The sequence below is a fragment of the Streptomyces sp. CT34 genome, assembly GCF_000805335.1.
In the GTDB taxonomy this organism is placed as follows: domain Bacteria; phylum Actinomycetota; class Actinomycetes; order Streptomycetales; family Streptomycetaceae; genus Streptomyces.
This window is the reverse complement of the sequence record NZ_KN708638.1, coordinates 3177297-3202296: the sequence shown is the minus strand read 5'-3', so window position 1 is coordinate 3202296 and position 25000 is coordinate 3177297. Positions and strand designations below refer to the sequence as shown.

At 69.8% G+C, this 25000-nt stretch carries 16 protein-coding genes and 2 rRNA genes (1 of these 18 running past the window's edge); 10 read left to right on the top strand and 8 right to left on the bottom strand.

Features of this window, described 5'->3' with window-relative positions:
- A 23S ribosomal RNA gene (locus tag RZ84_RS13950) occupies nucleotides 1–2773 on the top strand (it extends 349 nt beyond the left edge of the window).
- A 74-nt stretch (nucleotides 2774–2847) separates the two neighbouring features.
- Nucleotides 2848–2964: ribosomal RNA gene (gene rrf, locus RZ84_RS13945) — 5S ribosomal RNA — on the top strand.
- Nucleotides 2965–3273: 309 nt separating this feature from the next.
- Here rrf and RZ84_RS13940 read toward each other — a convergent pair.
- Genes RZ84_RS13940 through RZ84_RS13920 form a run of 5 tightly spaced genes read right to left on the bottom strand, consistent with a single transcriptional unit; the run spans nucleotide 3274 to nucleotide 9118 of the window.
- The gene (locus RZ84_RS13940; RefSeq protein ID WP_043264589.1) at nucleotides 3274–4584 is read right to left on the bottom strand and encodes a DUF58 domain-containing protein; all 1311 of its coding nucleotides are present in this window, start codon (nucleotides 4582–4584) and stop codon (nucleotides 3274–3276) included.
- Between the two features lie 9 nt (nucleotides 4585–4593).
- Nucleotides 4594–5559 carry an AAA family ATPase gene (locus RZ84_RS13935; protein ID WP_043264588.1) on the bottom strand — a complete coding sequence of 322 codons (966 nt, stop codon included), beginning with the start codon at nucleotides 5557–5559 and terminating at the stop codon, nucleotides 4594–4596.
- Entirely contained in the window at nucleotides 5540–6769 is a 1230-nt protein-coding gene (locus tag RZ84_RS13930; RefSeq protein ID WP_043264587.1) for a DUF4350 domain-containing protein, read from the bottom strand. The genes RZ84_RS13935 and RZ84_RS13930 overlap by 20 nt, the downstream gene beginning before the upstream one ends.
- Nucleotides 6766–7458 (bottom strand): DUF4129 domain-containing protein, encoded by a 693-nt coding sequence (locus tag RZ84_RS13925; protein ID WP_043264586.1) that lies wholly within the window; start codon nucleotides 7456–7458, stop codon nucleotides 6766–6768. Before RZ84_RS13925 ends, RZ84_RS13930 begins: the two co-directional genes overlap by 4 nt.
- Nucleotides 7459–7462: 4 nt before the next feature.
- A complete protein-coding gene (locus tag RZ84_RS13920) occupies nucleotides 7463–9118 on the bottom strand; it encodes a DUF7847 domain-containing protein (protein WP_043264585.1) in 1656 nt (551 codons plus the stop codon).
- A 152-nt stretch (nucleotides 9119–9270) separates the two neighbouring features.
- Between RZ84_RS13920 and mtnA the strand changes: the two genes are divergently transcribed.
- The 7 genes from mtnA to RZ84_RS13885 all read left to right on the top strand — a co-directional run bounded on the left by mtnA (nucleotide 9271) and on the right by RZ84_RS13885 (nucleotide 19231).
- A complete protein-coding gene (gene mtnA / locus RZ84_RS13915; protein WP_043264584.1) occupies nucleotides 9271–10431 on the top strand; it encodes an S-methyl-5-thioribose-1-phosphate isomerase in 1161 nt (386 codons plus the stop codon).
- The gene (gene mtrA, locus RZ84_RS13910; RefSeq protein WP_030416996.1) at nucleotides 10428–11105 is read left to right on the top strand and encodes a two-component system response regulator MtrA; all 678 of its coding nucleotides are present in this window, start codon (nucleotides 10428–10430) and stop codon (nucleotides 11103–11105) included. The genes mtnA and mtrA overlap by 4 nt, the downstream gene beginning before the upstream one ends.
- A 64-nt stretch (nucleotides 11106–11169) precedes the next feature.
- Nucleotides 11170–13374 carry an MtrAB system histidine kinase MtrB gene (gene mtrB / locus RZ84_RS13905; protein WP_241777698.1) on the top strand — a complete coding sequence of 735 codons (2205 nt, stop codon included), beginning with the start codon at nucleotides 11170–11172 and terminating at the stop codon, nucleotides 13372–13374.
- Nucleotides 13375–13399: 25 nt separating this feature from the next.
- The gene (locus RZ84_RS13900; RefSeq protein WP_241778049.1) at nucleotides 13400–15253 is read left to right on the top strand and encodes an LpqB family beta-propeller domain-containing protein; all 1854 of its coding nucleotides are present in this window, start codon (nucleotides 13400–13402) and stop codon (nucleotides 15251–15253) included.
- A gap of 496 nt (nucleotides 15254–15749) precedes the next feature.
- Nucleotides 15750–16451, top strand: coding sequence for a ComF family protein (locus tag RZ84_RS13895; RefSeq protein ID WP_043264583.1), 702 nt, complete (start codon nucleotides 15750–15752; stop codon nucleotides 16449–16451).
- A gap of 1092 nt (nucleotides 16452–17543) precedes the next feature.
- Nucleotides 17544–18239: a ribosome hibernation-promoting factor, HPF/YfiA family gene (gene raiA / locus RZ84_RS13890; RefSeq protein WP_043264582.1), complete on the top strand. Its 696-nt coding sequence runs from the start codon at nucleotides 17544–17546 to the stop codon at nucleotides 18237–18239.
- Between the two features lie 233 nt (nucleotides 18240–18472).
- The gene (locus tag RZ84_RS13885; protein ID WP_043264581.1) at nucleotides 18473–19231 is read left to right on the top strand and encodes a response regulator; all 759 of its coding nucleotides are present in this window, start codon (nucleotides 18473–18475) and stop codon (nucleotides 19229–19231) included.
- Between the two features lie 68 nt (nucleotides 19232–19299).
- Here the strand turns inward: RZ84_RS13885 and RZ84_RS13880 are convergent, their stop codons facing one another.
- Both RZ84_RS13880 and RZ84_RS13875 read right to left on the bottom strand, forming a co-directional pair.
- Nucleotides 19300–20592 carry a winged helix-turn-helix domain-containing protein gene (locus RZ84_RS13880; protein WP_052229934.1) on the bottom strand — a complete coding sequence of 431 codons (1293 nt, stop codon included), beginning with the start codon at nucleotides 20590–20592 and terminating at the stop codon, nucleotides 19300–19302.
- A 57-nt stretch (nucleotides 20593–20649) separates the two neighbouring features.
- Entirely contained in the window at nucleotides 20650–21264 is a 615-nt protein-coding gene (locus RZ84_RS13875; protein WP_043264579.1) for a GNAT family N-acetyltransferase, read from the bottom strand.
- A 286-nt stretch (nucleotides 21265–21550) separates the two neighbouring features.
- Here RZ84_RS13875 and secA point away from each other — a divergent pair, with 286 nt between their 5' ends.
- Nucleotides 21551–24403 (top strand): preprotein translocase subunit SecA, encoded by a 2853-nt coding sequence (gene secA / locus RZ84_RS13870; RefSeq protein WP_043264578.1) that lies wholly within the window; start codon nucleotides 21551–21553, stop codon nucleotides 24401–24403.
- 119 nt (nucleotides 24404–24522) lie between these two features.
- On the opposite strand, the gene RZ84_RS13865 is transcribed toward secA, so the two are convergent.
- The gene (locus RZ84_RS13865; RefSeq protein ID WP_347232806.1) at nucleotides 24523–24984 is read right to left on the bottom strand and encodes an Rv3235 family protein; all 462 of its coding nucleotides are present in this window, start codon (nucleotides 24982–24984) and stop codon (nucleotides 24523–24525) included.
- Between the last annotated feature and the right edge of the window lie 16 nt (nucleotides 24985–25000).

The following is a 25000-nucleotide window of genomic DNA, read 5'->3' as shown; positions in this document are numbered from 1 at the left end:
GTCGGTGAGTCAGAAACCGTTGATGTAGGCGAAGGGCATGCGAAAGGCCCGGCGTAGAGGGTAAGACCCCCGTAGCTGAAATGTTAGCGGCTTGCTTGAGAACCACCCAAGTAGCACGGGGCCCGAGAAATCCCGTGTGAATCTGGCGGGACCACCCGTTAAGCCTAAATATTCCCTGGTGACCGATAGCGGATAGTACCGTGAGGGAATGGTGAAAAGTACCGCGGGAGCGGAGTGAAATAGTACCTGAAACCGTGTGCCTACAAGCCGTGGGAGCGTCGCGCAAGGATTTTGTCTTTGCGTCGTGACTGCGTGCCTTTTGAAGAATGAGCCTGCGAGTTTGCGGTATGTTGCGAGGTTAACCCGTGTGGGGAAGCCGTAGCGAAAGCGAGTCCGAAGAGGGCGTGGAGTAGCATGCTCAAGACCCGAAGCGGAGTGATCTAGCCATGGGCAGGTTGAAGCGGAGGTAAGACTTCGTGGAGGACCGAACCCACCAGGGTTGAAAACCTGGGGGATGACCTGTGGTTAGGGGTGAAAGGCCAATCAAACTCCGTGATAGCTGGTTCTCCCCGAAATGCATTTAGGTGCAGCGTCGTGTGTTTCTTGCCGGAGGTAGAGCACTGGATAGGCGATGGGCCCTACCGGGTTACTGACCTTAGCCAAACTCCGAATGCCGGTAAGTGAGAGCGCGGCAGTGAGACTGTGGGGGATAAGCTCCATGGTCGAGAGGGAAACAGCCCAGAGCATCGACTAAGGCCCCTAAGCGTGTGCTAAGTGGGAAAGGATGTGGAGTCGCAGAGACAACCAGGAGGTTGGCTTAGAAGCAGCCATCCTTGAAAGAGTGCGTAATAGCTCACTGGTCAAGTGATTCCGCGCCGACAATGTAGCGGGGCTCAAGCACACCGCCGAAGTCGTGTCATTGCAGCATGAGGGCTAACGCCTGTTGTGATGGGTAGGGGAGCGTCGTGTGCCGGGTGAAGCAGCCGTGGAAGCGAGTTGTGGACGGTTCACGAGTGAGAATGCAGGCATGAGTAGCGATACAAGAGTGGGAAACTCTTGCGCCGATTGACTAAGGGTTCCTGGGTCAAGCTGATCTGCCCAGGGTAAGTCGGGACCTAAGGCGAGGCCGACAGGCGTAGTCGATGGACAACCGGTTGATATTCCGGTACCCGCTTTGAAGCGCCCAGTACTGAATCAGGCGATGCTAAGTCCGTGAAGCCGCCCTGATCTCTTCGGAGTTGAGGGGAGTGGTGGAGCCGACGGACCAGACTTGTAGTAGGTAAGCGATGGGGTGACGCAGGAAGGTAGTCCAGCCCGGGCGGTGGTTGTCCCGGGGTAAGGGTGTAGGCCGTGTGGTAGGTAAATCCGTCACACGTTGAGGCTGAGACCTGATGCCGAGCCGATTGTGGTGAAGTGGATGATCCTATGCTGTCGAGAAAAGCCTCTAGTGAGTTTCATGGCGGCCCGTACCCTAAACCGACTCAGGTGGTCAGGTAGAGAATACCGAGGCGTTCGGGTGAACTATGGTTAAGGAACTCGGCAAAATGCCCCCGTAACTTCGGGAGAAGGGGGGCCATTTCTGGTGATGACATTTACTGTCTGAGCTGGGGGTGGCCGCAGAGACCAGCGAGAAGCGACTGTTTACTAAAAACACAGGTCCGTGCGAAGCCGTAAGGCGATGTATACGGACTGACGCCTGCCCGGTGCTGGAACGTTAAGGGGACCGGTTAGTCGACCTTCGGGTTGGCGAAGCTGAGAACTTAAGCGCCAGTAAACGGCGGTGGTAACTATAACCATCCTAAGGTAGCGAAATTCCTTGTCGGGTAAGTTCCGACCTGCACGAATGGCGTAACGACTTCTCGACTGTCTCAACCATAGGCCCGGTGAAATTGCATTACGAGTAAAGATGCTCGTTTCGCGCAGCAGGACGGAAAGACCCCGGGACCTTTACTATAGCTTGATATTGGTGTTCGGTTCGGCTTGTGTAGGATAGGTGGGAGACTGTGAAGCGCCAACGCCAGTTGGTGTGGAGTCGTTGTTGAAATACCACTCTGGTCGTGCTGGATGTCTAACCTGGGTCCGTGATCCGGATCAGGGACAGTGTCTGGTGGGTAGTTTAACTGGGGCGGTTGCCTCCTAAAGGGTAACGGAGGCGCCCAAAGGTTCCCTCAGCCTGGTTGGCAATCAGGTGTTGAGTGTAAGTGCACAAGGGAGCTTGACTGTGAGACTGACGGGTCGAGCAGGTACGAAAGTAGGGACTAGTGATCCGGCGGTGGCTTGTGGAAGCGCCGTCGCTCAACGGATAAAAGGTACCCCGGGGATAACAGGCTGATCTTCCCCAAGAGTCCATATCGACGGGATGGTTTGGCACCTCGATGTCGGCTCGTCGCATCCTGGGGCTGGAGTCGGTCCCAAGGGTTGGGCTGTTCGCCCATTAAAGCGGTACGCGAGCTGGGTTTAGAACGTCGTGAGACAGTTCGGTCCCTATCCGCTGTGCGCGTAGGAGTCTTGAGAAGGGCTGTCCCTAGTACGAGAGGACCGGGACGGACGAACCTCTGGTGTGCCAGTTGTTCTGCCAAGGGCATGGCTGGTTGGCTACGTTCGGAAAGGATAACCGCTGAAAGCATCTAAGCGGGAAGCCTGCTTCGAGATGAGGGCTCCCTCCCACTTGATGGGGTAAGGCTCCCAGTAGACGACTGGGTTGATAGGCCAGATATGGAAGACCGGTAACGGTTGGAGTTGACTGGTACTAATAGGCCGAGGGCTTGTCCTCAGTTGCTCGCGTCCACTGTGTAGGTTCTGAAGTAACGAACTCGCCATGCTGGTTGGAGTTCATCTTCATAGTGTTTCGGTGGTTATTGCGTTAGGGAAACGCCCGGTTACATTCCGAACCCGGAAGCTAAGCCTTTCAGCGCCGATGGTACTGCAGGGGGGACCCTGTGGGAGAGTAGGACGCCGCCGAACAATCTTTGTGGGAAGGCCCCGCACCGTATGGTGCGGGGCCTTCCTGCGTTTGTGGGCGGTTCTCCGAGAAGGGCCCACCAGGTGGTAGTACCGGTGTGAGTGGAGGGTGTGCGGATTGCTCCCTCGGTATGGCTGTCGTAGTGCCGTGGCCGTGCTGTAGCAGTGGCGCGGAGGGGGCCCGTAGGCGTGCGTGTGGGGGTACGGCTGGGGTGCTCTTCAACCGTGGGGATGCGTCGTCAGTGCCGTCGCAGTTGGGGTTGGGTTGTGCGGGCGGGATGTGGGGCGTCCTCGGCCGGGCGGCGGGGGCCGTCAGAGGCGTCCGGCGGCCTTGAGGGTGAGGTAGGCGTCGGCCAGGTCGGGGGCCAGGTGGGCCGGGGTGGAGTCGATGACCGTGATGCCCTGGCGGCGGAGGCGGTTCGCGGTGCGGCGGCGGGCGGCGCGGGTCTGTTCCGCGGCTGCTGCTGCGTAGACGGCCTGAGGGGTGTGGCGGCCGGCGGCCATTTCTTCGATGCGGGGGTCGGCGACGGCCGCGACGATGAGTTCGTTGCGCTGGGTGAGGCTGGGGAGGACGGGCAGCAGGGCCTCCTCCACGGGGGCCGTGTCGAGGCCGGTGAAGAGGACGATCAAGGACCGACGCGGGGTGCGGCGGTGGATTGTGGCGGCCAGTCCGCGGGCGTCCGCCTCGACCAGTTCGGATTCGAGGGGGGCGAGGGCGTCGGTGAGAGCCGGCAGGAGGTCGCGGGCGGTGCGGCCCTGTACGGAGGCGCGGACGCGGCGGTCGTAGGCGAGCAGGTCGACGCGGTCACCGGCGCGGGCGGCGAGGGCTGCGAGGAGCAGGGCGGCGTCCATGGAGGCATCGAGGCGAGGGGTGTCGCCGACACGGCCGGCCGAGGTGCGGCCGGTTTCCAGAACGAGGAGGATGCGACGGTCGCGTTCGGGGCGCCAGGTGCGGACGGCGAGGGTTTGCCGGCGGGCGGTGGCGCGCCAGTCGATGGAGCGGGTGTCGTCGCCGTGGGTGTAGTCGCGGAGGCTGTCGAATTCGGTGCCTTCACCGCGGGTCAGGATGCTGGTGCGGCCGTCGAGTTCGCGGAGCCGGGCGAGTTTGGCGGGGAGGTGCTTGCGGCTGGTGAAGGGGGGCAGGACGCGCAGGGTCCACGGGACGTGGTGGCTGCCCTGGCGGGCTGCCAGGCCGAGCGGGCCGTAGGAGCGGACCGTGACGCGGACGGCGTGGTGGTCGCCGCGGCGGGTGGGGTGGAGCGTGGTGGTCAGGCGACGGCGTTCGCCGCCGGGGATGCGGGTGTTGTGGCGGGAAGCGGGCACGTCGGAGCCCGGAGGGAAGGAGCTCGGGGGCCAGGCGTCGCGGATCTGGGCGCGCAGGGTGCGGCGGTCGGAGTTGGTGATGCTGAGGTGGATGTGGGCTTCGCCCGTTAGTCGAACGGTTGTATCACCGGTTCGGGTGAAATGGAGCTTTCGCACTGGCGCGGCGAGTGCCAGATCGCACAAGATTGCTATCAGCAGGGCGAGTTGGACGATGAGGATCCCGAGCCAGCTGGGCAGCACGAAGCCGACGAAGAGGGCTCCGAGCGCGGAGATGAGAGCGGTGCGTCCGGTGAGGGCCACGGTCTTGCCTCAGCGGGGGACGGGGAGATGAGCGAGCACGGCGTTGATCACGGAGTCTGATGTGACTCCTTCCATCTCCGCTTCGGGGCGGAGCTGGACGCGGTGTCGGAGTGTGGGAAGAGCCAGGGCTTTGACGTCGTCGGGGGTGACGTAGTCGCGACCGGTGAGCCAGGCCCAGGCGCGTGAGGTGGACAGCAGGGCGGTGGCTCCTCGGGGGGAGACGCCGAGAGACAGCGAGGGGGATTCACGAGTGGCACGGCAGATATCGACGATATAGCCGGTGACTTCGGGGGAGACCGTGGTCTTGGCGACCGCGGCTCGGGCTGCGTCGAGGTCCGCGGCGGAGGCGACGGGGCGAAGACCGGCGGCGTTCAGGTCGCGCGGGCTGAAGCCGGCCGCATGGCGGGTGAGGATGTCGATCTCGTCCTGGCGGGCGGGGAGCGGCATCGTCAGCTTGAGCAGGAAGCGGTCGAGCTGGGCTTCGGGAAGCGGGTAGGTGCCCTCGTATTCCATGGGGTTCTGCGTGGCGGCCACGAGGAAGGGTTCGGGCAGCGGGCGGGGCGTGCCGTCGACGGTTACCTGGCGCTCTTCCATGGCTTCGAGTAGGGACGCCTGGGTCTTGGGCGGGGTGCGGTTGATCTCGTCGGCGAGAAGGAGGTTGGTGAAGACGGGGCCCGGCTGGAAGGAGAACTCGGCGTTGCGGGCGTCGTAGACCAGCGAGCCGGTGACGTCGCTGGGCATGAGGTCGGGGGTGAACTGGACGCGCTTGGTGTCGAGTTCGAGGGTCGCCGACAGGGCGCGGACGAGCAGCGTCTTGGCGACGCCCGGTACGCCTTCGAGGAGTACGTGACCGCGGCACAGCAGCGCGACGACCAGGCCCGTGACGGCGGGGTCCTGGCCGACGACGGCCTTGGCTATCTCGGTGCGCAGTTCCTCGAGGGAGGCTCGGGCGCTGTCAGCGGTCGGGGTGCTCACGGGGTGCGTGCCTCTCTTGGGAAACGATCGAGTCTTCGAGTGCGTCGAGTTGGTCGGCAAGGCGGACCAGGGTCTTGTCGTCCGCGGGAGTGGGGCCGAAGAGCAGTGCGTGGAGGTCGGCTGCCGGGGTGGCGTCGGTGGTCAAGTGGGCCTGGATGGCGGGGAGAAGGATGTCGGGGGTGTGGGCGTGCGTGGGAGGCACGCCGATGAGGGGGGCGAGCCGGGTGCGGGTCGCTGAGCGCAGTACGGCGGAGGCCCGGTCGCGGGCGTGGGCCTGCTCGTAGAGGCGGGCGTGGCCTTCGGTCGTTTCGGCGGCCGGGACCGTGACGGGGAGCCGTTCGGGCACGAGGGGGCCGAGTCGGCGGGCGCGCCAGAGGGCCGCGCACACGGCGGCGACGGCGAGTTGGAGCAACGCCCAGTTCCAGCCGGAGGGGATGAGGTCGAGGAGGCCGGGCTGGTTGTCCTGCGCGGATGACGGGTCGCTGACGGAGGGGAGGTACCAGACCAGATGTTTGTGCGCGCCGAGGAGTTGAAGGGCCAGCGAGGCGTTGCCCCGCTCGGCGAGGTGGACGTTGTACAGGAAGTCGGGGGAGCCGAGGAGTACGGTGTCGCGGTCCGTGCCGGGGGCCGGGAGGTGGAGCAGGGTGGGCAGGCCGCCGCTGGGGTAGCAGCGGTCGGCCGCGGGGGTGGAGGTCTCGTAGCGGACGCCGCCGAGGAGGGCGTCTCCCGCGCTGCGGGCGGCGGGCAGCGAACAGCCCGGGGAGCGGGGGGCGTTGGGGAGCGCGGGACCGGTCTTGACGCCGGGGGCGAAGAGCTGGAGGGACGCGGGCCCCGGGGTGACCAGGACGGTGCGGCCCGGGGTGTGGGCGGTCGCCGTGGACAGGGTGGTGAGCTGGTCTGTGGTCAGGACGTCGGGGTCGGCGACGAGGAGAGTGGTGTCCGGGCCGGCCGCGGCGGCGGCCTCCTCGGCGGTGGTCACGACGCGGGTGGTGACGCCGTGGGCGGACAGGAGCCGGGCGAGCGCGCGGCTTCCGGTCCGGTCCGCGGAGCGGGGGTCGAGTCGGCCGTGCTGTTCGCCGGACTGGAGGGCCGCGAGGACCAGTCCGCTGACGACGAGCAGGAGCAGTGCCAGCAGCAGCCCGCGGGAGCGGGTCCACAGGTGTCGCGCGGTGGCGCCGGGAGTGGTGGTGACGGTGGTGGCCGTGGTCATGCGCGGCTCCTGGTCGGGGTGGCGGCCAGGTGGGGCTTGGCGTGCTGCAGCTCGGTGTCGAGGTCGGTCAGGAGGGCGTACGCCTGTTCCGTACCGGGGCGGCCACCGTATGCGACGTCGTCGAAGGCGCGGGCGGCGGTGCGCAGTTGGCCGGCGTGCGAGGGGAGTGCCCGGCCGGCTTCGGCGGCGGCCTCGCCGGCGGTGCGGCCGGGGCCGGGAGTGATCAGGGTCCGCTCTTCGAGGGCGAGGACGATGGCGCGCATCCGGTCCTGGATCGCCTCGTTCCAGCGGCCTTCGGCGGCGTGCCGGTCGGCGGCGGCGCGGTGTTCGGCGGCGGTGCGGGGGGCATCGGCGAAGAGCGCGCCACCGGTGGTCGGAGTGCGGCGCAGTGCCCCGAGCCGGAGGCGCAGCGCGATGGCCAGCACGAGGACGAACGCCACGATGGCGATGAGTCCGGCCCAGCCGCCGGGGGTTGCCCCGGCGGCTGTGTGGAAGAGGTCGCCGATGTGGTCCCACAGCCAATTCAGGGCCCGCTGGATCGGGTTGGGGTCGTGCTGGTGGTACCGGGGATCGGACAGCTCGCGCTGGGCTGCTTCCCGGGCGGGGTCGCGTGGGATCCGTACCGGTATGTCGTCGTCGGAGCGCGCGATGAGGCGTATGAGCGCGGCTGTGTTCCCCCCGGCGGTCACTGCATCAGCTTCCCGGTGCGGCGTCGCTCGGGCGCGGGCCGGGGATGTCGGGGGAGGCGTTCTCGGGCGCGTTGGGGGCGGCGGAGGTTTCGGTGCCGGTTGCCGTGGTGCTGTCCGGCACTTCCTCGTGTGCCGTCGCCGGTTGCGTCTCTGTTGGTTGAGTCTTTGTCAGGTGATGGCTCGTCTGCTGATCAGCTGTCGGCTGTTCCTCCGCGCGGTCCGACGGGGTGTCAGTGGTGCGGCTGTCGGCCGGCGGGGCGTCGGCGGGGGTCCTGGGTGCCGGGGTGGTGGCGGGACCGGTGGTGGCCGCGGCCGGGGTGGCGGGTTCGGTGTCGTAGCCGGGGAGGCCGGCGGCGCGGGCGAGTTCGAGGTCGAGAGCCTCGCGGCGGATGCGCTGGTCGACGTAGACGAGCACGGTGACGCCGGCGCTGATCGGGAAGGTGATGGCGGAGCTGATGATCGCGCCGATGCCCAGCACGATCAGGAACGGCCAGCCGGTGCCGCTGCTGGTGCCGTTCGCCCAGTCCATGAGGCTCTCGCCGCCGATGAGGAAGGCGATGAGGGTGGCCGGAATCTGGATGACGAACTGGACGATGGCGACCAGCAGGTAGGCGAGGAGCTGGACGCCCAGCACCCGCCACCAGGCGCCGCGTACGAGCTTGGCGGAGCGGCGCATGGCCGCGATGACGCCCTGCTTCTCCAGCATGAGGGCGGGGGAGGCGAGGCTGTAGCGGACCCACAGCCAGATGCTCACGACGGTGGCGGCGAGACCCCCGAGCAGGGTGAGGGCCAGGCCCGTGGCGAACGTGCCGCCGGCCATGACGACGAGTCCGGGCACCGTACCGACCGCGAAGACGGCCGTGACGAGCAACGGCATCAGGATGAGCAGGCCGAGCAGGCGCGGGAGTTGGCGGCGGGCATCGCGCCAGGCTTCTCCGGCGGTCGCCGGGCGGCCCAGCACCGCGCGGCTGACGACCATGGTCAGCAACCCGGTGGCGATGATGGTGGCGAGCAGCCGGACCAGCGAGGAGAGGGCGGAGCCGGCCAGGGAGTCGCTCATGTCGCTCAGGGCCTGGCGCAGCGGCGGGTTGCCACTGGTGTCGAAGGCGGGGTTGGGGGTGGTGCCCTGCAGCCACACTCCGGTGACGATCGTGTTGGCGGTCTGCGAGACGACCGCGACGATCAGCGAGATGCTGAGCACGGTGCGCCAGTGGGCGCGCATGGTGGCGACCGCGCCGTCGAGGATCTCGCCGACGCCGAGCGGACGCAGCGGGATGACGCCGGGCTTGGCGGCGGGCGGCATCGCGGCCCACCCACCGCCCCATCCGGGGCCGGCGCCCCAAGTGGCCTGGTTTCCGGGGCCCGGCGAGGTGCCCCAGCCGCCCGCGGCGGAGCTGCCGGACGAGGCGCGGGTGCGGTCGCCGGCGGTGCCCTTGGCGCCCCGGCCGCCGGGGCCGCTCTGGCCGGGGATGCCGGCCGGGGCCGTCCACTGTCCGGCGGGCGGCTGCTTGCTCGACCAGTTCGGAGGGGGCGGCTGCTCGGACGTGCCGCCGGGACGGTCTTCCGGGCCGGACGGCTGAGGGGGCTGCTCCTGGGTGCCGCGGTCCGGCTCGCCGGAGGGGGCGGATCCGGGCGAGGCCCAGCCCGGAGAGTTGTTCATCGTCGCTCCTTCGTGCTGCCCGTCCGCTGTGGCGGTGCGGGTCCGGGGTCCGCGGTGTCAGTCATCGTGTCATGGAGGGTGGCGCTTTGTACCCGCGCCCTTGGAGGAAGGGGACCTTCTGTTCGACGGGTGGTCGGCGGCAAACTGAAGGGATGGCTGATCAGCACGAGGTATCCGGGACGCTCACGATTCCGTCGTTGCGCTGGGAGGAACCACCCGAGGGACCGGTATTGGTTCTTCTTGATCAGACGCGGCTGCCGGTGGAGGAGGCCGAGCTGGCCTGCACGGACGTGCCGGCGCTGGTTCAGGCGATCCGCACCCTGGCCGTCCGCGGGGCCCCGCTGCTGGGCATCGCGGGCGCGTACGGAGTCGCGCTGGCCGCGGCGCGGGGATTCGACGTGGATGGCGCGGCGGAGGCGCTGGCGCATGCCCGGCCGACCGCGGTCAATCTGGCGTACGGCGTGCGGCGCGCGGCTGCGGCGTACCGCAGGGCGGTGGCGGACGGCGCCGATGCGGAGGCTGCCGCGGCAGCCTCGCTGGCCGAGGCGCGCGCCGTGCACGCCGAGGACATCGAGGCCAGTACGCGGATGGCGGAGCACGGTCGGGCGCTGCTGGGCGAGTTGCTGCCGGGCGGCGGGCACCGGATTCTCACCCACTGCAATACGGGTGCCCTGGTCTCCGGGGGACAGGGGACCGCCCTGGCGGTGGCGCTGGCGGCGCACCGGGCCGGGCAGCTGCGGCGACTGTGGGTGGACGAGACGCGCCCGCTGCTGCAGGGGGCGCGGCTGACCGCATACGAGGCGGCGCGTGCGGGGATGGCGTACACGGTGCTGGCGGACGGCGCCGCGGGATCGCTGTTCTCCGCGGGTGAGGTGGACGCCGTGCTGATCGGGGCGGACCGGATCGCGGCGGACGGTGCGGTGGCCAACAAGATCGGCAGCTATCCGCTGGCGGTGCTGGCGCGGTACCACCGCGTTCCGTTCATCGTGGTGGCACCGACCAGCACGGTGGATCTGCGGACCGAGGACGGAGCCGCTATCGAGGTGGAGCAGCGGCCGGGCCAGGAAGTGACGGAGTTCTCGTTGCCGCACATGTGGGGGGTCGGAGCGGAGGCGGGCGCCGGGATTCCGGTCGCGCCGCTGGGCGCGCATGCCTACAACCCGGCCTTCGACGTCACGCCGGCGGAGCTGGTGACGGCGATCGTCACGGAGGCGGGAGTGGTGTCTCCGGTGACGCGGGACGGGCTGGCGGACATGTGTTCCACGTCACGATGGAGTAAGTCACGATCAGGTAATGGGATGATGGCCGAATGAAGGGACGCGTCCTGGTCGTCGACGACGACACCGCACTGGCAGAGATGCTCGGCATTGTGCTGCGCGGCGAGGGCTTTGAACCGTCGTTCGTGTCGGACGGTGACAAGGCTCTTGCGGCGTTCCGCGAGACAAAGCCCGATCTTGTGCTGCTCGACCTGATGCTGCCCGGACGGGACGGCATCGAGGTGTGCCGCCTGATCCGGGCCGAGTCCGGCGTGCCGATCGTCATGCTGACCGCCAAGAGCGACACGGTGGATGTGGTGGTCGGCCTCGAATCGGGCGCGGACGACTACATCGTCAAGCCGTTCAAGCCCAAGGAGCTGGTGGCCCGGATCCGGGCGCGGCTGCGGCGGTCGGAGGAGCCGGCGCCCGAGCAGCTGGCGATCGGTGACCTGGTCATCGACGTGGCCGGGCACTCCGTGAAGCGGGACGGGCAGTCGATCGCGCTGACGCCGCTGGAGTTCGATCTGCTGGTGGCGCTGGCGCGCAAGCCGTGGCAGGTGTTCACGCGCGAGGTGCTGCTGGAGCAGGTCTGGGGTTACCGCCACGCCGCGGACACCCGGCTGGTCAACGTCCATGTGCAGCGGCTGCGCTCCAAGGTCGAGCGGGACCCGGAGCGGCCCGAGATCGTGGTGACGGTGCGCGGGGTCGGTTACAAGGCCGGGCCCAGCTGAGATGAGCCGGGACGGTTCGGCCCCGGAGGGAAAGCGGGGGCGCACCGTCGGCCCGGCGGGCGATATGTCCTTTTCGGATCGTTTGGCGGCGTGGTTGCTGCGGGGTGGGCAGCTGCTGCCCGACGGCGCGGTGAGCGGGCCGGTCCACCCCCTGCTGCGGCTCTTCAGCCGCTGGGTGCGGCGGCCCCTGCTGCCCGCGCTGCGGCTGTGGCGCCGCAACATCCAGCTCCGGGTGGTCGCGACGACCCTGCTGATGTCGCTGGCCGTCGTGCTGCTGCTCGGCGTCGTGGTCGTCGGACAGGTTCGCAACGGCCTGCTCACGGCCAAGGAGAAGGCCGCCCAGAGCCAGGCCGTGGGCGGCTTCGAGGTCGCCCAGAAGCTGGCCGACGGCGGTGACGGCAACCGGCCCGACGACAGCAACCACACCACCAGCCGCGGCAGCCAGGACTCCGCGACCTGGCTGACCAGCCTGGTCGAGCAGCTCGCCAGCGGCGGGCAGGGCGTCTTCTCGGTCGTGGCGCTCAGCTCCGACTCCGACGAGCCGTTCGGCGACGCCACCCCCGGCACCCGCGGGCCGCGCGCCTCCGGAGACGTCGACCCCGAGCGCAGTGTGCCCGCCGAGCTGCGGCGCAAGCTGGACACCAAACCCGGGACGTTCCGCCAGTACACCCAGATCAAGCGGATCGGGTCCAACGACGGGGTGTCGGCGCTGATCATCGGCAAGCGCCTCAACGACATCAACGGCAACCAGTACCAGCTCTACTACCTCTTCCCGTTCAGCCAGGAAGAGGAGTCGCTCAAGCTCGTGACCGGCACGCTGGCGACGGCCGGGGTGTTCGTCGTGATCCTGCTCGGCGCCATCGCCTGGCTGGTGGTGCGGCAGGTCGTCACCCCCGTACGGATGGCCGCCGGGATCTCCGAGCGGCTGGCCGCGGGCCTCCTCCAGGAGCGGATGAAGGTCACCGGCGAGGACGACATCGCCCGCCTCGGCGAGTCCTTCAACAAGATGGCGCAGAACCTCCAGCTCAAGATCCAGCAGCTGGAGGAGCTCTCCCGGATGCAGCGGCGCTTCGTCTCCGACGTCTCGCACGAGCTGCGGACGCCGCTGACGACCGTCCGGATGGCCGCCGACGTCATCCACGAGGTGCGCGACGAGTTCGACCCGGCCACCGCGCGCTCGGCCGAGCTGCTGCGCGGCCAGCTCGACCGCTTCGAGTCGCTGCTGGCGGAACTGCTGGAGATCAGCCGGTTCGACGCGGGCGCGGCGGCGCTGGAGGCCGAGCCGGTCGACCTGCGCGATGTGGTGAACCGCGTCATCGAAGGCGCCGAGCCGCTCGCCGAGCGCAAGGGCACCCGCATCGTGGTGCGCGGCGCCGAACAGCCCGTCATGGCCGAGGCCGACCCCCGGCGGGTGGAGCGGGTGCTGCGCAACCTCGTCGTCAACGCCGTCGAGCACGGTGAGGGCCGCGATGTCGTGGTGCGGCTGGCGTCCGCCGGCAGCCCCAGCGGCGGCGCGGTGGCCGTCGCCGTCCGGGACTACGGCGTCGGCCTCAAGCCGGGCGAGGCGACCCGCGTCTTCAACCGCTTCTGGCGCGCGGACCCGGCGCGGGCCCGTACGACCGGCGGTACGGGGCTCGGCCTGTCCATCGCGGTCGAGGACGCCCGACTGCACGGTGGCTGGCTCCAGGCATGGGGCGAGCCCGGCGGCGGCTCGCAGTTTCGGCTGACCCTGCCCCGTACGGTGGGCGAGACGCTGCGTGGCTCCCCGATCCCCCTGGAGCCCGAGGACTCGCGGCGCAACCGCGGCCTCGACGCGAGTGGGCAACCGCGTACCGGCGCGGACGGCAAGGCGTCCACGATCCCGGCGCAGCCGCGCCCCGGGCAGCGGCGCACCGCCGCCCGGCCGGAGGCGGACCCGGCGGCACTGCCCGGCAGCGGCGCCCGTGTGGTGCCGCAGAGCGGGGGCGCGCGGAGCGGCGAGCGCACACGGGCCGGCGGGGTGGCGCGCGGCGGCAGCGGGGGCGCGTACGACGGTACGGCGGCCCGTGACGCGCACGGCCCCGAGAAGCCGGAGATATCCGGTCCCGAGAGGCCGGGCGCCGGGCCATCGGGCCCTGGGACGTCGGACCCTGAAGTACCGGGCCAGGGCGACCGGGCTCCGGGGGAGCGGTCCCAGGACGAGGCGGCCGTCGAGAGCGCGGCCGTCGGCGGGACGGAGCGGGAGGCCGGACGCGGCATGGATCGGGAAGGCGAACCGAGTGGGCACTGAGCGCGGAGGCGAGCGCGGCGTGGACATACCGTTCCGCCGGCGCGCCCGGAGGGGAGCCGGCGCCCGCACGGTGCGCAAGGCCGTACTGTTCGGCTGCGCGGCGGCACTGCTGGCCGGATGCGCCTCCATGCCGGACAGCGGGGACGTCACACCGGTCGACCAGTCACCGCGCTCCGACGGGGACTCGCAGGTGCGGGTCTACGGCGTTCCCCCGCAGGACGGCGCCCAGCCCACCAACATCGTGCGCAGCTTCCTCGACGCGACGACCAGCGACGAGGCGGATTTCCGTACGGCCAGAATGTATCTGGCGAAGTCGGCCAAGCGGACCTGGCGGCCGTTCCTGGTCACCAACGTGCTCCAGGAACGCCCGAAGTCCGAACCGGACGCGGCGCCCAACCGCGAGGACGCGAACGGCTACACGGTCACCCTCTCCGGCAGCCAGGTGGCCACGGTCGACGACAACCACGCCTACACCCCCGAGGAGAAGCCGTACCGCGAGACGATCCACCTCATCAAGGAGGGGGACCAGTGGCGCATCGACCGGCTGCCCAACGGACTGGTACTGGGCCAGTCCGACTTCCAGCGCATCTACCGCTCCGTCAACAAGTACTACTTCGCGTCCTACAACTCCGAGTCGCAGGACCCCAAGGCGCACAAGAACGTGCTCGTCGCCGACCCCGTCTACCTGCGCCAGCGGATCAAACCGATCACCGCCAGCGTGGACGCGCTGCTCGCCGGGCCCACCAACTGGCTGAAGCAGGTGACGTCTTCGGCGTTCCCGCCCGGCACCCGGCTCGCCGCCCGAGACCTGTCGCTGGACGACTCCAACGCGCTGCAGGTCAAGCTCAGCAAGCAGGCGGCCAGCGCCGGCAGTGCCCAGTGCAAGCGGATGGCCGCTCAACTCTTCTTCACCGTCCAGGACATGACGCGGGCCTCGAAGATCAGCCAGGTCGAGCTCCAGGACGAGAGCGGCAACTCCCTGTGCACGCTGACGCAGGATCAGGCCGATCGGGACTTCGCCGCCCCGGCGCGCTCCGGGCGCTCCGCCAAGGAGTACTTCATCGACGCCCAGCACCGGGTCGTCGCCATGTCGGACTCGGCCACCGAACCGACGCCGATACGTGGGCCGTTCGGCACCGGCAAGACCCCGCTGCGTTCGATCGCCATCTCGCGCGGCGAGAACACCGCGGCCGGGGTGTCGAGTGACGGCCGGTCCCTGTACGTGGTCGGCATGGAGGACGGCATCGAACGCGGCGGGCCGCTGCTCACCAGCGCCAGTACCGACAAGAACGCGGATGAGGGCCTGACCGCGCCGAGTTGGGACGGTCTGGACGACCTGTGGATCGCCGATCGCGATGCGCACGGCTCGCGGCTGTTGCGGATGCGCGAGGGCAAGGGCGACCCCGAGGAGGTAGCGGTGCCCGGCCTCGGCGGGCGGCGGATCAAGGCGATCAAGGTGGCCGCGGACGGTATCCGGATCGCGATCCTGGTGGAGGACAAGGGGCGTACGACGCTTCAGCTCGGCCGCGTCGAACGGGGCGGCACCTCCGCGCACCCCGTGCTGTCGGTGCAGGAACTGCGGCCGATCGCACCCCAGTTGGAGGATGTGGTGGCGGCGTCCTGGGCGGGCGGCAGCCGGCTGGTGGTCGTCGGCCGGGAGGCCGGCGGGGTGCAGCAGATGCAGTTCATGGAGACCGACGGCTCGGCGTCCGATGCGCAGACCCTGCCGGGCGTCAACGGGGTCAAGGCGGTGGCGGCCTCGGAAGACGAGACCCGGCCGCTGATCGCGGACGCCACGGAGGGCATCGTGCGCCTGCCTCCGGACGCGAACTGGAAAACCGTGGCCAAGGACGGGACCGCACCGGTCTATCCGGGGTGAGGCTGGGGGCCGGGGCTGAGGCCGGGGGTGGGCGCTCTGTTGTGCTCCGGTTCGGTCCGTTCTGGTCAGTCCGGTCTGTTCCGGTACATCCATTCAGGTTCGTACGGTCCGTCCGGTCCGTTCTGTTCCGGTCCGTGGTCTGTGTTCCTGGGGCTCTGACCGGGGCTGCGGTCTTTCCCTTGATGGTTTCGCCTCTTCCTCTTCCGTGCCGGTGCGGTGGTCATTTCCTTGCCCGGTCTCCTCCTTGCTCGGTCCCCCTGCACGTTCCGGCTTACAGGAGGTGGTGGGTGGTGGGCGCGGAAGCCGGGTGTCGGGGTGCGTGGGAGAGTCGCCGCCGCGGGTGGTGCGTGGCCGTGGGGCTGTGTGGTGGGTGGGTGTGGGTGTGGGTGTGCGGCGGCTGACGGTCGTTAGCCCGATCGGGTGACGGTGATCTCCGCATCCCGGGAGTTGTCCACAGGGGTGGTGGTCGACCGTGCCGGGCCGCGACAGTGGACTCATGAAGGGGGTGTGGCGAGAGCTGGCCGGCCTGGTGCTCCCGGTCGACTGCGCGGGGTGTGGCCGGCCGCGTACGGAACTGTGCGTGAAGTGTCTGCGGGCGCTGTCGCGGGACGGGCGCGGTGCGCGACGGGTGCGGCCGTGCCCGGTGCCCGCGGGGCTGCCGGGGGTGTGGGCCGGTGCGCCGTACGCCGATGAAGTACGGGCCGTGCTGCTGGCGCACAAGGAGCGCGGCGCACTTCGGCTGGCCAGGCCGCTGGGGACAGTAATGGCGGGGGCGGTGCGGGGGGTGGGGGGAGGGGGCGGCCCCCTCCTGCTGGTGCCGGTGCCGTCGGCGCGGAGCGCGGTGGCCGGGCGGGGGCACGATCCGGTGCGCAGGATTGCGCTGGCTGCGGCTGCTGAGCTACGGCGAGCGGGTGCCGGGGTGCGGGTGCTGGCGGTGCTGCGGCAGAGTCGTGCGGTGGCGGACCAGGCGGGCCTGAGCGCCCCGCAGCGGCTGGTGAACATCGCGGGTGCACTGGCGGTGCCGGGCGCGGCAGGGAGGCTGCTGGCAGGGGCGCCAGTGGTGCTGGTGGACGACCTGATGACGACGGGGGCCACTCTCGCGGAGGCGGCGCGGGCGGTTGCGACTGCCGGTGGCCAGGTGGTCGGCGCGGCGGTGGTGGCGGCGCCTCGTGGCGCCTTCCCGGCCCACGGGGCATGAATCAGATCACCGCTCCGTGATCGGATCACTGGTCGGAGACCGGATTGCCGGCGCGGGCGGACGCGCACCGGGCGGTGACGTGCAACCGGCGCAATCGGTACAACCGGTGCAATCGGTAGTGGAGCGGTCTCCGTCGGTCGGCCGTGATGCGGCGACGCGGTCGTCGTGACGCCGCAATCGTCAAGGCGACGCGATCGTCGTGACGACGTGCAGTGATTGGGACGGGGAGTGGCTAGTAGCAGTGGGACGACAGTGCGGTGCCGATGCTGCGGCCCAACGGTCGGCGGGAGGGGCGGCGGAGGACCGGGCGCGGCGCGGTCGACGATGCTCGGTTCGGTGACGAGACCGACCGTTTTTGAGACCGGCGGACCGTTGGTCGATCGTTCCGAGGGTGAGGACGACCGGGATCGCAACGCAGGGGATGATGGCAACGCCGGGGACAGGAACGACCGGTACTGCTCGGTCGTCCGGCGTCAGGCGGGTCAACCGGCGGTGGTCAGGGTGCCGGGGTGCCGACGGCCGGGTACTTCGCGGGTCGATCAAGTAGGGGCCGGTACCGGCCGTGGCCGGCGTGCCGACGGCCGGCCGTCGGCAGTAGCAACCCACCACTGGCCCAGCCGCTCCACCGCTGGCCCCGACCGCCCCACCACCGGCCCGACCGGACCACCCGGCGGCCCCTCCGCCGGGCGACCGGGCCACCGCCCCTCTCGGCATACCTGGCCCCCCCGCCCGTGGCCTCCGGCCGCCGCTGACCCGGTGGATCAACTGGAACCGGCCGGGGAGTAGGAACGTTGCTGGTAACGAGTGTCGATTCGCATGCAAACGGAGCTGGTGGCTGCGAGGGGGTGCCGACACCCGTCCAGTAGAGCTATGTTCGGTTGTGAGGACTTGGCGGACGCTTTGCCTCGGATGTCGTGATGCGTGCGTTTCGGGGTTTTTACAGCAATCCTGAAAACAGGGGAGTGGAGAGCTTGTCCCTGGGGGAGGAGGAGGTGAAAGTCGCCAGTCCGAGGCTCCGGCACCCACCGGAGCCTGGTGCAAGAAGGAGCTGCTCCGCCTGCTGAGCGGGGCGATCCGGGAACGGAGTTCTGCGTGGACATCGTCGTCAAGGGCCGCAAGACCGAGGTGCCCGAGCGGTTCCGCAAGCACGTGGCCGAGAAGCTGAAGCTGGACAAAGTCCAGAAGCTCGACGGCAAGGTGATCAGCCTGGACGTCGAGGTGTCCAAGGAGACCAACCCGCGGCAGGCCGACCGTTCCGACCGAGTGGAGATCACGCTCCGCTCCCGTGGCCCGGTGGTCCGGGCCGAGGCTGCCGCAGCCGATCCGTACGCCGCTCTTGACCTGGCAACCGCCAAGCTGGAGGCGCGCCTGCGGAAGCAGCACGACAAGCGTCACTCGCGCCGTGGCAACGGCCGCATCCCGGCGAGCGCGGTCGCGGTCACCGTCCCCGATGCGGCACGGCTGAACGGCCATGGCCTGACAGCCGCGGAGGAAGCCGCGGAACGGGACAAGGTGCCGACCACCCGGATGGGATCGCTGGAGATCCAGGGCGAAGGGCCGGTGGTCGTCCGCGAGAAGACCCACTCGGCCGCACCGATGGCGCTTGACCAGGCGCTCTACGAGATGGAGTTGGTGGGACACGACTTCTATCTCTTCATCGATGCCGAGACCAAGCAGCCGAGTGTCGTCTACCGGAGGCACGCCTACGACTACGGCGTCATCCACCTGAATTCCGATGCGTTCGGAGAGGAATCGCCCGGCGGCGCAGGCGGCGCGCTGGGCGGCTGACCCCCACCCGTTCGGTGCCCCCGGCGCACGCCGGGGGCACCATCGTGCCTGCGGAGGGCAGGAGTTGAAGCCGTATAGTGTTTGTGCCAGCCGGGGAGTATGTGGGCACGAAACGGCGACATGCCGGGGAGACCGTCGTATGGCATTGATCGGGCCGGCCGCAAAGGGCTGTTGTCAACCAGCCTTATATCCAAGCTCTGGCCCTTCGGCCGAGTAGTTGACGGGGAGGAACAGTGGGGGAAGGTTTCGGGCCCGTGCGGGGTGACGCGGACGATGACGTCAGCGGTGCGGGGGGCCCTGACGGACACGGTGCCGCGCGGGTGCCGCGCAAGGAGCCGATCCGGGTCCTGGTTGTGGACGATCATGCACTCTTCCGCCGGGGCCTGGAGATCGTTCTGGCGCAGGAGGAGGACATCCAGGTCGTCGGCGAGGCGGGGGACGGCGCGGAGGCGGTCGACAAGGCCGCCGATCTGCTGCCCGACATCGTGCTGATGGACGTGCGGATGCCCAAGCGCGGCGGGATCGAGGCGTGTACCTCCATCAAGGAGGTGGCCCCCAGCGCGAAGATCATCATGCTGACGATCAGCGATGAAGAGGCCGATCTCTACGACGCGATCAAGGCCGGCGCCACCGGCTACCTCCTCAAGGAGATCTCCACCGACGAGGTGGCGACCGCGATCCGGGCCGTCGCGGACGGGCAGTCGCAGATCAGTCCGTCGATGGCGTCCAAGCTCCTGACGGAGTTCAAGTCGATGATCCAGCGCACCGACGAGCGCCGGCTGGTGCCCGCGCCCCGGCTCACCGACCGCGAGCTGGAGGTCCTCAAACTCGTCGCCACGGGCATGAACAACCGTGATATCGCCAAGGAGTTGTTCATCTCCGAGAACACCGTGAAGAACCATGTGCGCAACATCCTGGAGAAGTTGCAGCTGCATTCCCGGATGGAAGCCGTGGTCTATGCGATGCGGGAGAAGATCCTCGAAATCCGGTGAGCCGGCTTGGGGGTTGTCCGGGGGGCTTTGCGCGCCCCCGGGAGCCGCCGAATTCCTCCGGGCTTTCGTCAGGCCATGGGCGCCTCCCCGGCGGTGCGGGTGAGTTCGGTACGCAGGGCGGCGGCCAGGCGGGGGTCGTCGCAGCGGTCGACGCGTACGGTGTCGCAGCCCACCCAGCGCGCGGCCTCCAGGAGGGCCCGGGCCATGGGGCGTACGGCCTTGGCGCTTCGCATCGACAGCTGGCGGGCGACCAGCGTGGTGCCCTCGCGGGCCGGGTCGACGCGGCCCACCAGCTTGCCGCCGGCCAGCAGGGGCATCGCGAAATAGCCGTGTATCCGCCGGGCCTTGGGGACGTATGCCTCCAGGCGGTGGGTGAACCCGAAGATCCGTTCCGTCCGCGGGCGGTCCCAGACGAGGGAGTCGAACGGGGAGAGCAGGGTGGTGCGGTGCCGGCCCCGGGGCGGGGCGTCGAGCGCGGCCGGATCCGCCCAGGCGGGCTTCGCCCAGCCCTCGACAGCCACCGGCACCAGCCCCGAATCCTCGATGACGGCGTCCACCTGCCGGCCCTTGAGGCGGTGGTAGTCGGCGAGGTCGGCGCGGGTGGCCACGCCCATCGCGGCGCCCGCCTGGGCGACCAGGCGCCGTATGCACGTGGCGTCGTCCAGGTCGTCGTGGAGCAGTGCGTCGGGGACGGCGCGCTCGGCGAGGTCGTAGACCCGCTTCCAGCCGCGGCGCTCGGTGCAGACCACCTCGCCGGTGTCCAGCAGCCACTCGACGGCGATCTTGGTCTCGGACCAGTCCCACCACTCGCCGCCCTTCCGGCCGCCGCCCAGTTCGGAGGTGGTCAGCGGGCCGTCGGCCCTGAGGCGGTCCAGGACGGCGGCGCAGGAGCGCGCGGAGTCCTTCATGACGTGCCAGCGGTGGCCCCGGGCGCGGAAGGCCCGGCGGCGGAAGGCGAAGTGCGGCCACTCCTCGATGGGCAGGATGCAGGCGGCGTGCGACCAGTACTCGAAGCTGTGCGGCCCGGCCGGGGAGCCGGCGCCGGGGGTGGCCGACCAGTAGGCGGCTTCGACGGCGCGGCGGCCGACCGGGCCGAGGCGGGCGTAGGGCACCAGCTCATGGGAGCGGGCCAGCACCGAGATCGTGTCGAGCTGCACCGCGCCGAGGTGCCGCAGCACGCCCCGCACGCCCTCCTGTCGCCCGCCACCGCCTCGAGCGGAAGCGCTTCGCGCTGCTGTGACACCGCGGCGGTCCGGGGCGCCCAGCAAGCCCTGCGCCCGCAGTGCCGCCCGCCGGGCGTCGTCGGCGGACAGGGTGGTCACAGGGGGTGGCAGCGGCTGCCGCTGCGTCACTGCGGTCATGGCGGAAAGGGTAGGGGCGGGCACTGACAATGCCGCCGGTGGGCGTCTTTCCGCCGGTCAGCCGCGGTGCGGGAGATAGGGCGTGCGGTCGGCGGCCGGGGCACCGGAGGGGGCGGCCTCCGGGGGCAGGTCGGACGGGAGCAGTGAGCCGATCCACAGGTCCCGGCGGGTGCCCGCGGCCACCAGCTTGGCGCGCAGGGTGCCCTCTCTCTGGAAGCCGACCTTGCGGGCGACCGCCCAGGAGCCTTCGTTGCCGGCCTCGGCGAGCCATTCCATCCGCTCCACCCCGAGGTCGCGGAACGCCCAGCGCAGTACCGCGCGGGCCGCCTCGGCGGTGTAGCCCTTGCCGCGGTGCTCCCTGGCCGTCCAGTAGCCGAGCTCGGCCTGCCGCTCCGGGCTGCGCAGCTGGGTGAGCCGGACCAGCCCCATGGAGCCGACCAGGGATCCGCCGGCCCGGGTGACGACCGCGAAGGTGTAGGTGGTGTCGTCGCGCCAGCCCTCGGGGGCGACCGTGCCGACGAACCGCTCCGCGTCCGCACGGCCGTACGGGGAGGGGACGCTCGTCCAGCGGGGGATCTCGGGATCCTGGCAGGCGGTGTGGACGGCGGCTGCGTCGGCGGGCTCGAACGGGCGCAGCAGGAGGCGCTCGGTGCTGAGGGTGACGGGCTTCATGGGCCGAGTCTGCGGGGCCGCGAGCGGGGCCGCGAACCGTTTTCGCCGTGATTCCCGGCACTCTCGCGGTACTTTCCCGGTGGCATTCCGGGGACTTTCCCGGCACCTTCTCGCGGGATCGTGCGTTGACGTGACAAGGGGTCGGTGGGCTTGGCTGCGGCGGACCTCCCGGCCGGACGGCGTCCTCCTTTACGATGGCCGTTGCGGCGGGGCCTGCCCCCTTGGAAATATGCCGCGCCCGCGCACTCGACCGTGCAGGCCCGACCGGCAAGGAGAACCAGCCCAAGTGTCCGTCTTGACGAAGATCATGCGTGCAGGCGAAGGAAAGATCCTGCGCAAGCTGCACCGCATCGCGGGCCAGGTCAACTCCATCGAGGAGGACTTCGCGGCCCTCTCCGACGCCGAGCTGCGGGCGCTCACCGACGAGTACAAGGAGCGCTACGCGGACGGCGAGAGCCTGGACGACCTGCTGCCCGAGGCGTTCGCCACGGTCCGCGAGGCCGCCAAGCGGGTGCTCGGCCAGCGGCACTACGACGTCCAGTTGATGGGCGGCGCGGCCCTGCACCTCGGCTATGTCGCGGAGATGAAGACCGGTGAGGGCAAGACCCTGGTGGGTACCCTCCCGGCGTATCTGAACGCCTTGTCCGGCAAGGGCGTCCACCTGATCACGGTCAACGACTACCTGGCCGAGCGCGACTCCGAGATGATGGGCCGGGTCCACAAATTCCTCGGTCTGAGCGTCGGTTGCATCCTCGCCGACATGACGCCGGCCCAGCGCCGCGAGCAGTACGGCTGCGACATCACGTACGGCACGAACAACGAGTTCGGTTTCGACTACCTGCGCGACAACATGGCGTGGTCGCAGGACGAACTGGTCCAGCGCGGCCACAACTTCGCGATCGTCGACGAGGTCGACTCGATCCTCGTCGACGAGGCCCGTACGCCGCTGATCATCTCCGGCCCGGCGGACTCGGCCACCAAGTGGTACGGGGACTTCGCCAAGTTGGTGCAGCGCCTGAAGCGGGGCGAGGCGGCCAACCCGCAGCGCGGTATCGAGGAGACCGGTGACTACGACGTCGACGAGAAGAAGCGCACCGTCGGCATCCACGAGACCGGTGTCAGCAAGGTCGAGGACTGGCTGGGCATCGAGAACCTCTACGAGTCGGTCAACACCCCGCTCGTCGGGTACCTGAACAACGCGATCAAGGCCAAGGAGCTGTTCAAGGTCGACAAGGACTACGTCGTCATCGACGGCGAGGTCATGATCGTCGACGAGCACACCGGCCGTATCCTCGCCGGCCGCCGCTACAACGAGGGCATGCACCAGGCCATCGAGGCGAAGGAGGGGGTGGAGATCAAGGACGAGAACCAGACGCTCGCCACGATCACCCTGCAGAACTTCTTCCGCCTCTACGACAAGCTCTCTGGCATGACCGGTACGGCCATGACCGAGGCCGCCGAGTTCCACCAGATCTACAAGCTCGGCGTCGTCCCGATCCCGACGAACCGGCCCATGATCCGCAAGGACCAGGCCGACCTGATCTACCGCACCGAGCCGGCGAAGTTCGACGCGGTCGTCGAGGACATCGCCGAGAAGCACGGGTTGGGCCAGCCGATCCTGGTCGGCACGACCTCCGTCGAGAAGTCCGAGTACCTCTCGCAGCAGCTCAACAAGCGCGGTATCGCCCACGAGGTGCTCAACGCCAAGCAGCACGACCGGGAGGCGACGATCGTCGCCCAGGCCGGCCGCAAGGGCGCGGTGACGGTCGCCACGAACATGGCCGGCCGCGGTACGGACATCAAGCTCGGCGGCAACCCCGACACCCTCGCCGAGGCCGAGCTCCGGCAGATGGGGCTGGACCCGGTCGAGCACGTGGAGGAGTGGGCGGCGGCGCTGCCGGCCGCGCTTGAGCGCGCCGAGGCGGCCGTCAAGGCGGAGTTCGAGGAGGTCAAGGAGCTCGGCGGGCTCTACGTCCTCGGCACCGAGCGGCACGAGTCGCGGCGTATCGACAACCAGCTCCGCGGTCGCTCCGGCCGCCAGGGCGACCCCGGCGAGTCGCGGTTCTACCTCTCCCTCGGCGATGACCTGATGCGGCTGTTCAAGGCGCAGATGGTCGAGCGGGTCATGGCGATGGCCAACGTCCCCGACGACGTCCCGATCGAGAACAAGATGGTGACCCGGGCGATCGCCTCCGCCCAGTCGCAGGTCGAGCAGCAGAACTTCGAGACGCGGAAGAACGTCCTCAAGTACGACGAGGTCCTCAACCGCCAGCGCGAGGTCATCTACGGTGAGCGGCGCCGCGTCCTGGAGGGCGAGGACCTCCAGGAGCAGGTCAAGCACTTCATGGACGACACGATCGACGCCTACGTCCAGGCGGAGACCGTCGAGGGCTTCGCCGAGGAGTGGGACCTGGACCGCCTGTGGGGCGCGTTCAAGCAGCTCTACCCGGTCAAGGTGACGATCGAGGAGCTGGAGGAGGAGGCCGGCGACCGCGCGGGCATCACCGCCGAGTTCATCGCCGACGCCGTCAAGGACGACGTCCACGAGCAGTACGCCGCCCGCGAGGAGCAGCTCGGCTCGGAGATCATGCGGGAGCTGGAGCGCCGGGTCGTGCTGTCCGTCCTGGACCGCAAGTGGCGTGAGCACCTCTACGAGATGGACTACCTCCAGGAGGGCATCGGCCTGCGGGCGATGGCCCAGAAGGACCCGCTGGTCGAGTACCAGCGCGAGGGCTTCGACATGTTCACCGCCATGATGGAGGGCATCAAGGAGGAGTCCGTCGGCTACCTGTTCAACCTGGAGGTCCAGGTGGAGCAGCAGGTCGAGGAGGTCCCGGTGGCGGACGCGGAGCCGGCGCCGGCGAAGGACCTGGCCGAGGCCCCCGCTGTGGCAGCGGCTGGTGTGACGGTCGCCGGCGCGGGCCGTCCGGAGATCCGTGCCAAGGGCCTGGAGGCGCCGCAGCGCCCCGATCGGTTGCACTTCACCGCACCGAAGGTCGACGGCGACGGCAGCGTCATCGAGGGCGACTTCGTCAGCGACGACGAGGCCGACGGCCCGGCCCGTTCCGAGGCGGACGGTCTGACCCGCGCGGAGCGGCGCAAGGCGCAGAAGAGCGGCGGGCGGCGCCGCAAGAAGTGAGCGGCGCACCGCGTCGGGCCTGACCCATCGGACAGGCCCTGATCGAGGTGGAGGGCGCTCCGGCCGGGGAACCGGCCCGGGGCGCCCTTCGCGTTGCCGGGCGCCCGTGGGAGCGGGCCCTAGGGGGCCGGTGCGGCGGTGGCCGGGGCCGGGCCGATGTCGAGGGCGGCGCAGCGCCAGCGGGTATCGGCGCCGAGCTCCAGGCGGAAGGCGAGGGCCCGCAGGCGTGCCCCGGTGGCGATCCGGGCGAACGCCTCGATGACGCCGTCGCAGGGCCGGCACAGGCCGCATTCGTGCAGCGTGGGGAGGGGGGCGCGGCGGCCCGGAGCGACGTACGGGCGCAGCGGCGTCAGCGGGGCCAGCTCCGCCAGCCGGTCGTAGGCGGCGGGCAGCGCGTGTCCGAGGAGGACGTGCACGGGGCGCTGGCCGCTGAGGGTGAGCAGCAGTTGGTGGGCGAACCAGCGGTGCGGGCGGCCCTCCTGGGCGCGGCGCCGGGCACCGGGGGTGGGGAGCGGGGCGTCCGGGGTGGGCGCGCCGGCCGGGGTGGCCGGGCGGCGCTGGGCGGGGCCGGTGCGGGTCAGGTAGGGGGTGCGGGTG

Coding starts and splice junctions, on each gene's coding strand:
- RZ84_RS13930 (WP_043264587.1), bottom strand. CDS start 6,769: ATGACCACGGCCACCACCGTCACCACCACTCCCGGCGCCACCGCGCGA.
- mtrB (WP_241777698.1), top strand. CDS start 11,170: ATGTCCTTTTCGGATCGTTTGGCGGCGTGGTTGCTGCGGGGTGGGCAG.
- mtrA (WP_030416996.1), top strand. CDS start 10,428: ATGAAGGGACGCGTCCTGGTCGTCGACGACGACACCGCACTGGCAGAG.
- RZ84_RS13920 (WP_043264585.1), bottom strand. CDS start 9,118: ATGAACAACTCTCCGGGCTGGGCCTCGCCCGGATCCGCCCCCTCCGGC.
- RZ84_RS13875 (WP_043264579.1), bottom strand. CDS start 21,264: ATGAAGCCCGTCACCCTCAGCACCGAGCGCCTCCTGCTGCGCCCGTTC.
- RZ84_RS13895 (WP_043264583.1), top strand. CDS start 15,750: ATGAAGGGGGTGTGGCGAGAGCTGGCCGGCCTGGTGCTCCCGGTCGAC.
- RZ84_RS13880 (WP_052229934.1), bottom strand. CDS start 20,592: ATGACCGCAGTGACGCAGCGGCAGCCGCTGCCACCCCCTGTGACCACC.
- mtnA (WP_043264584.1), top strand. CDS start 9,271: ATGGCTGATCAGCACGAGGTATCCGGGACGCTCACGATTCCGTCGTTG.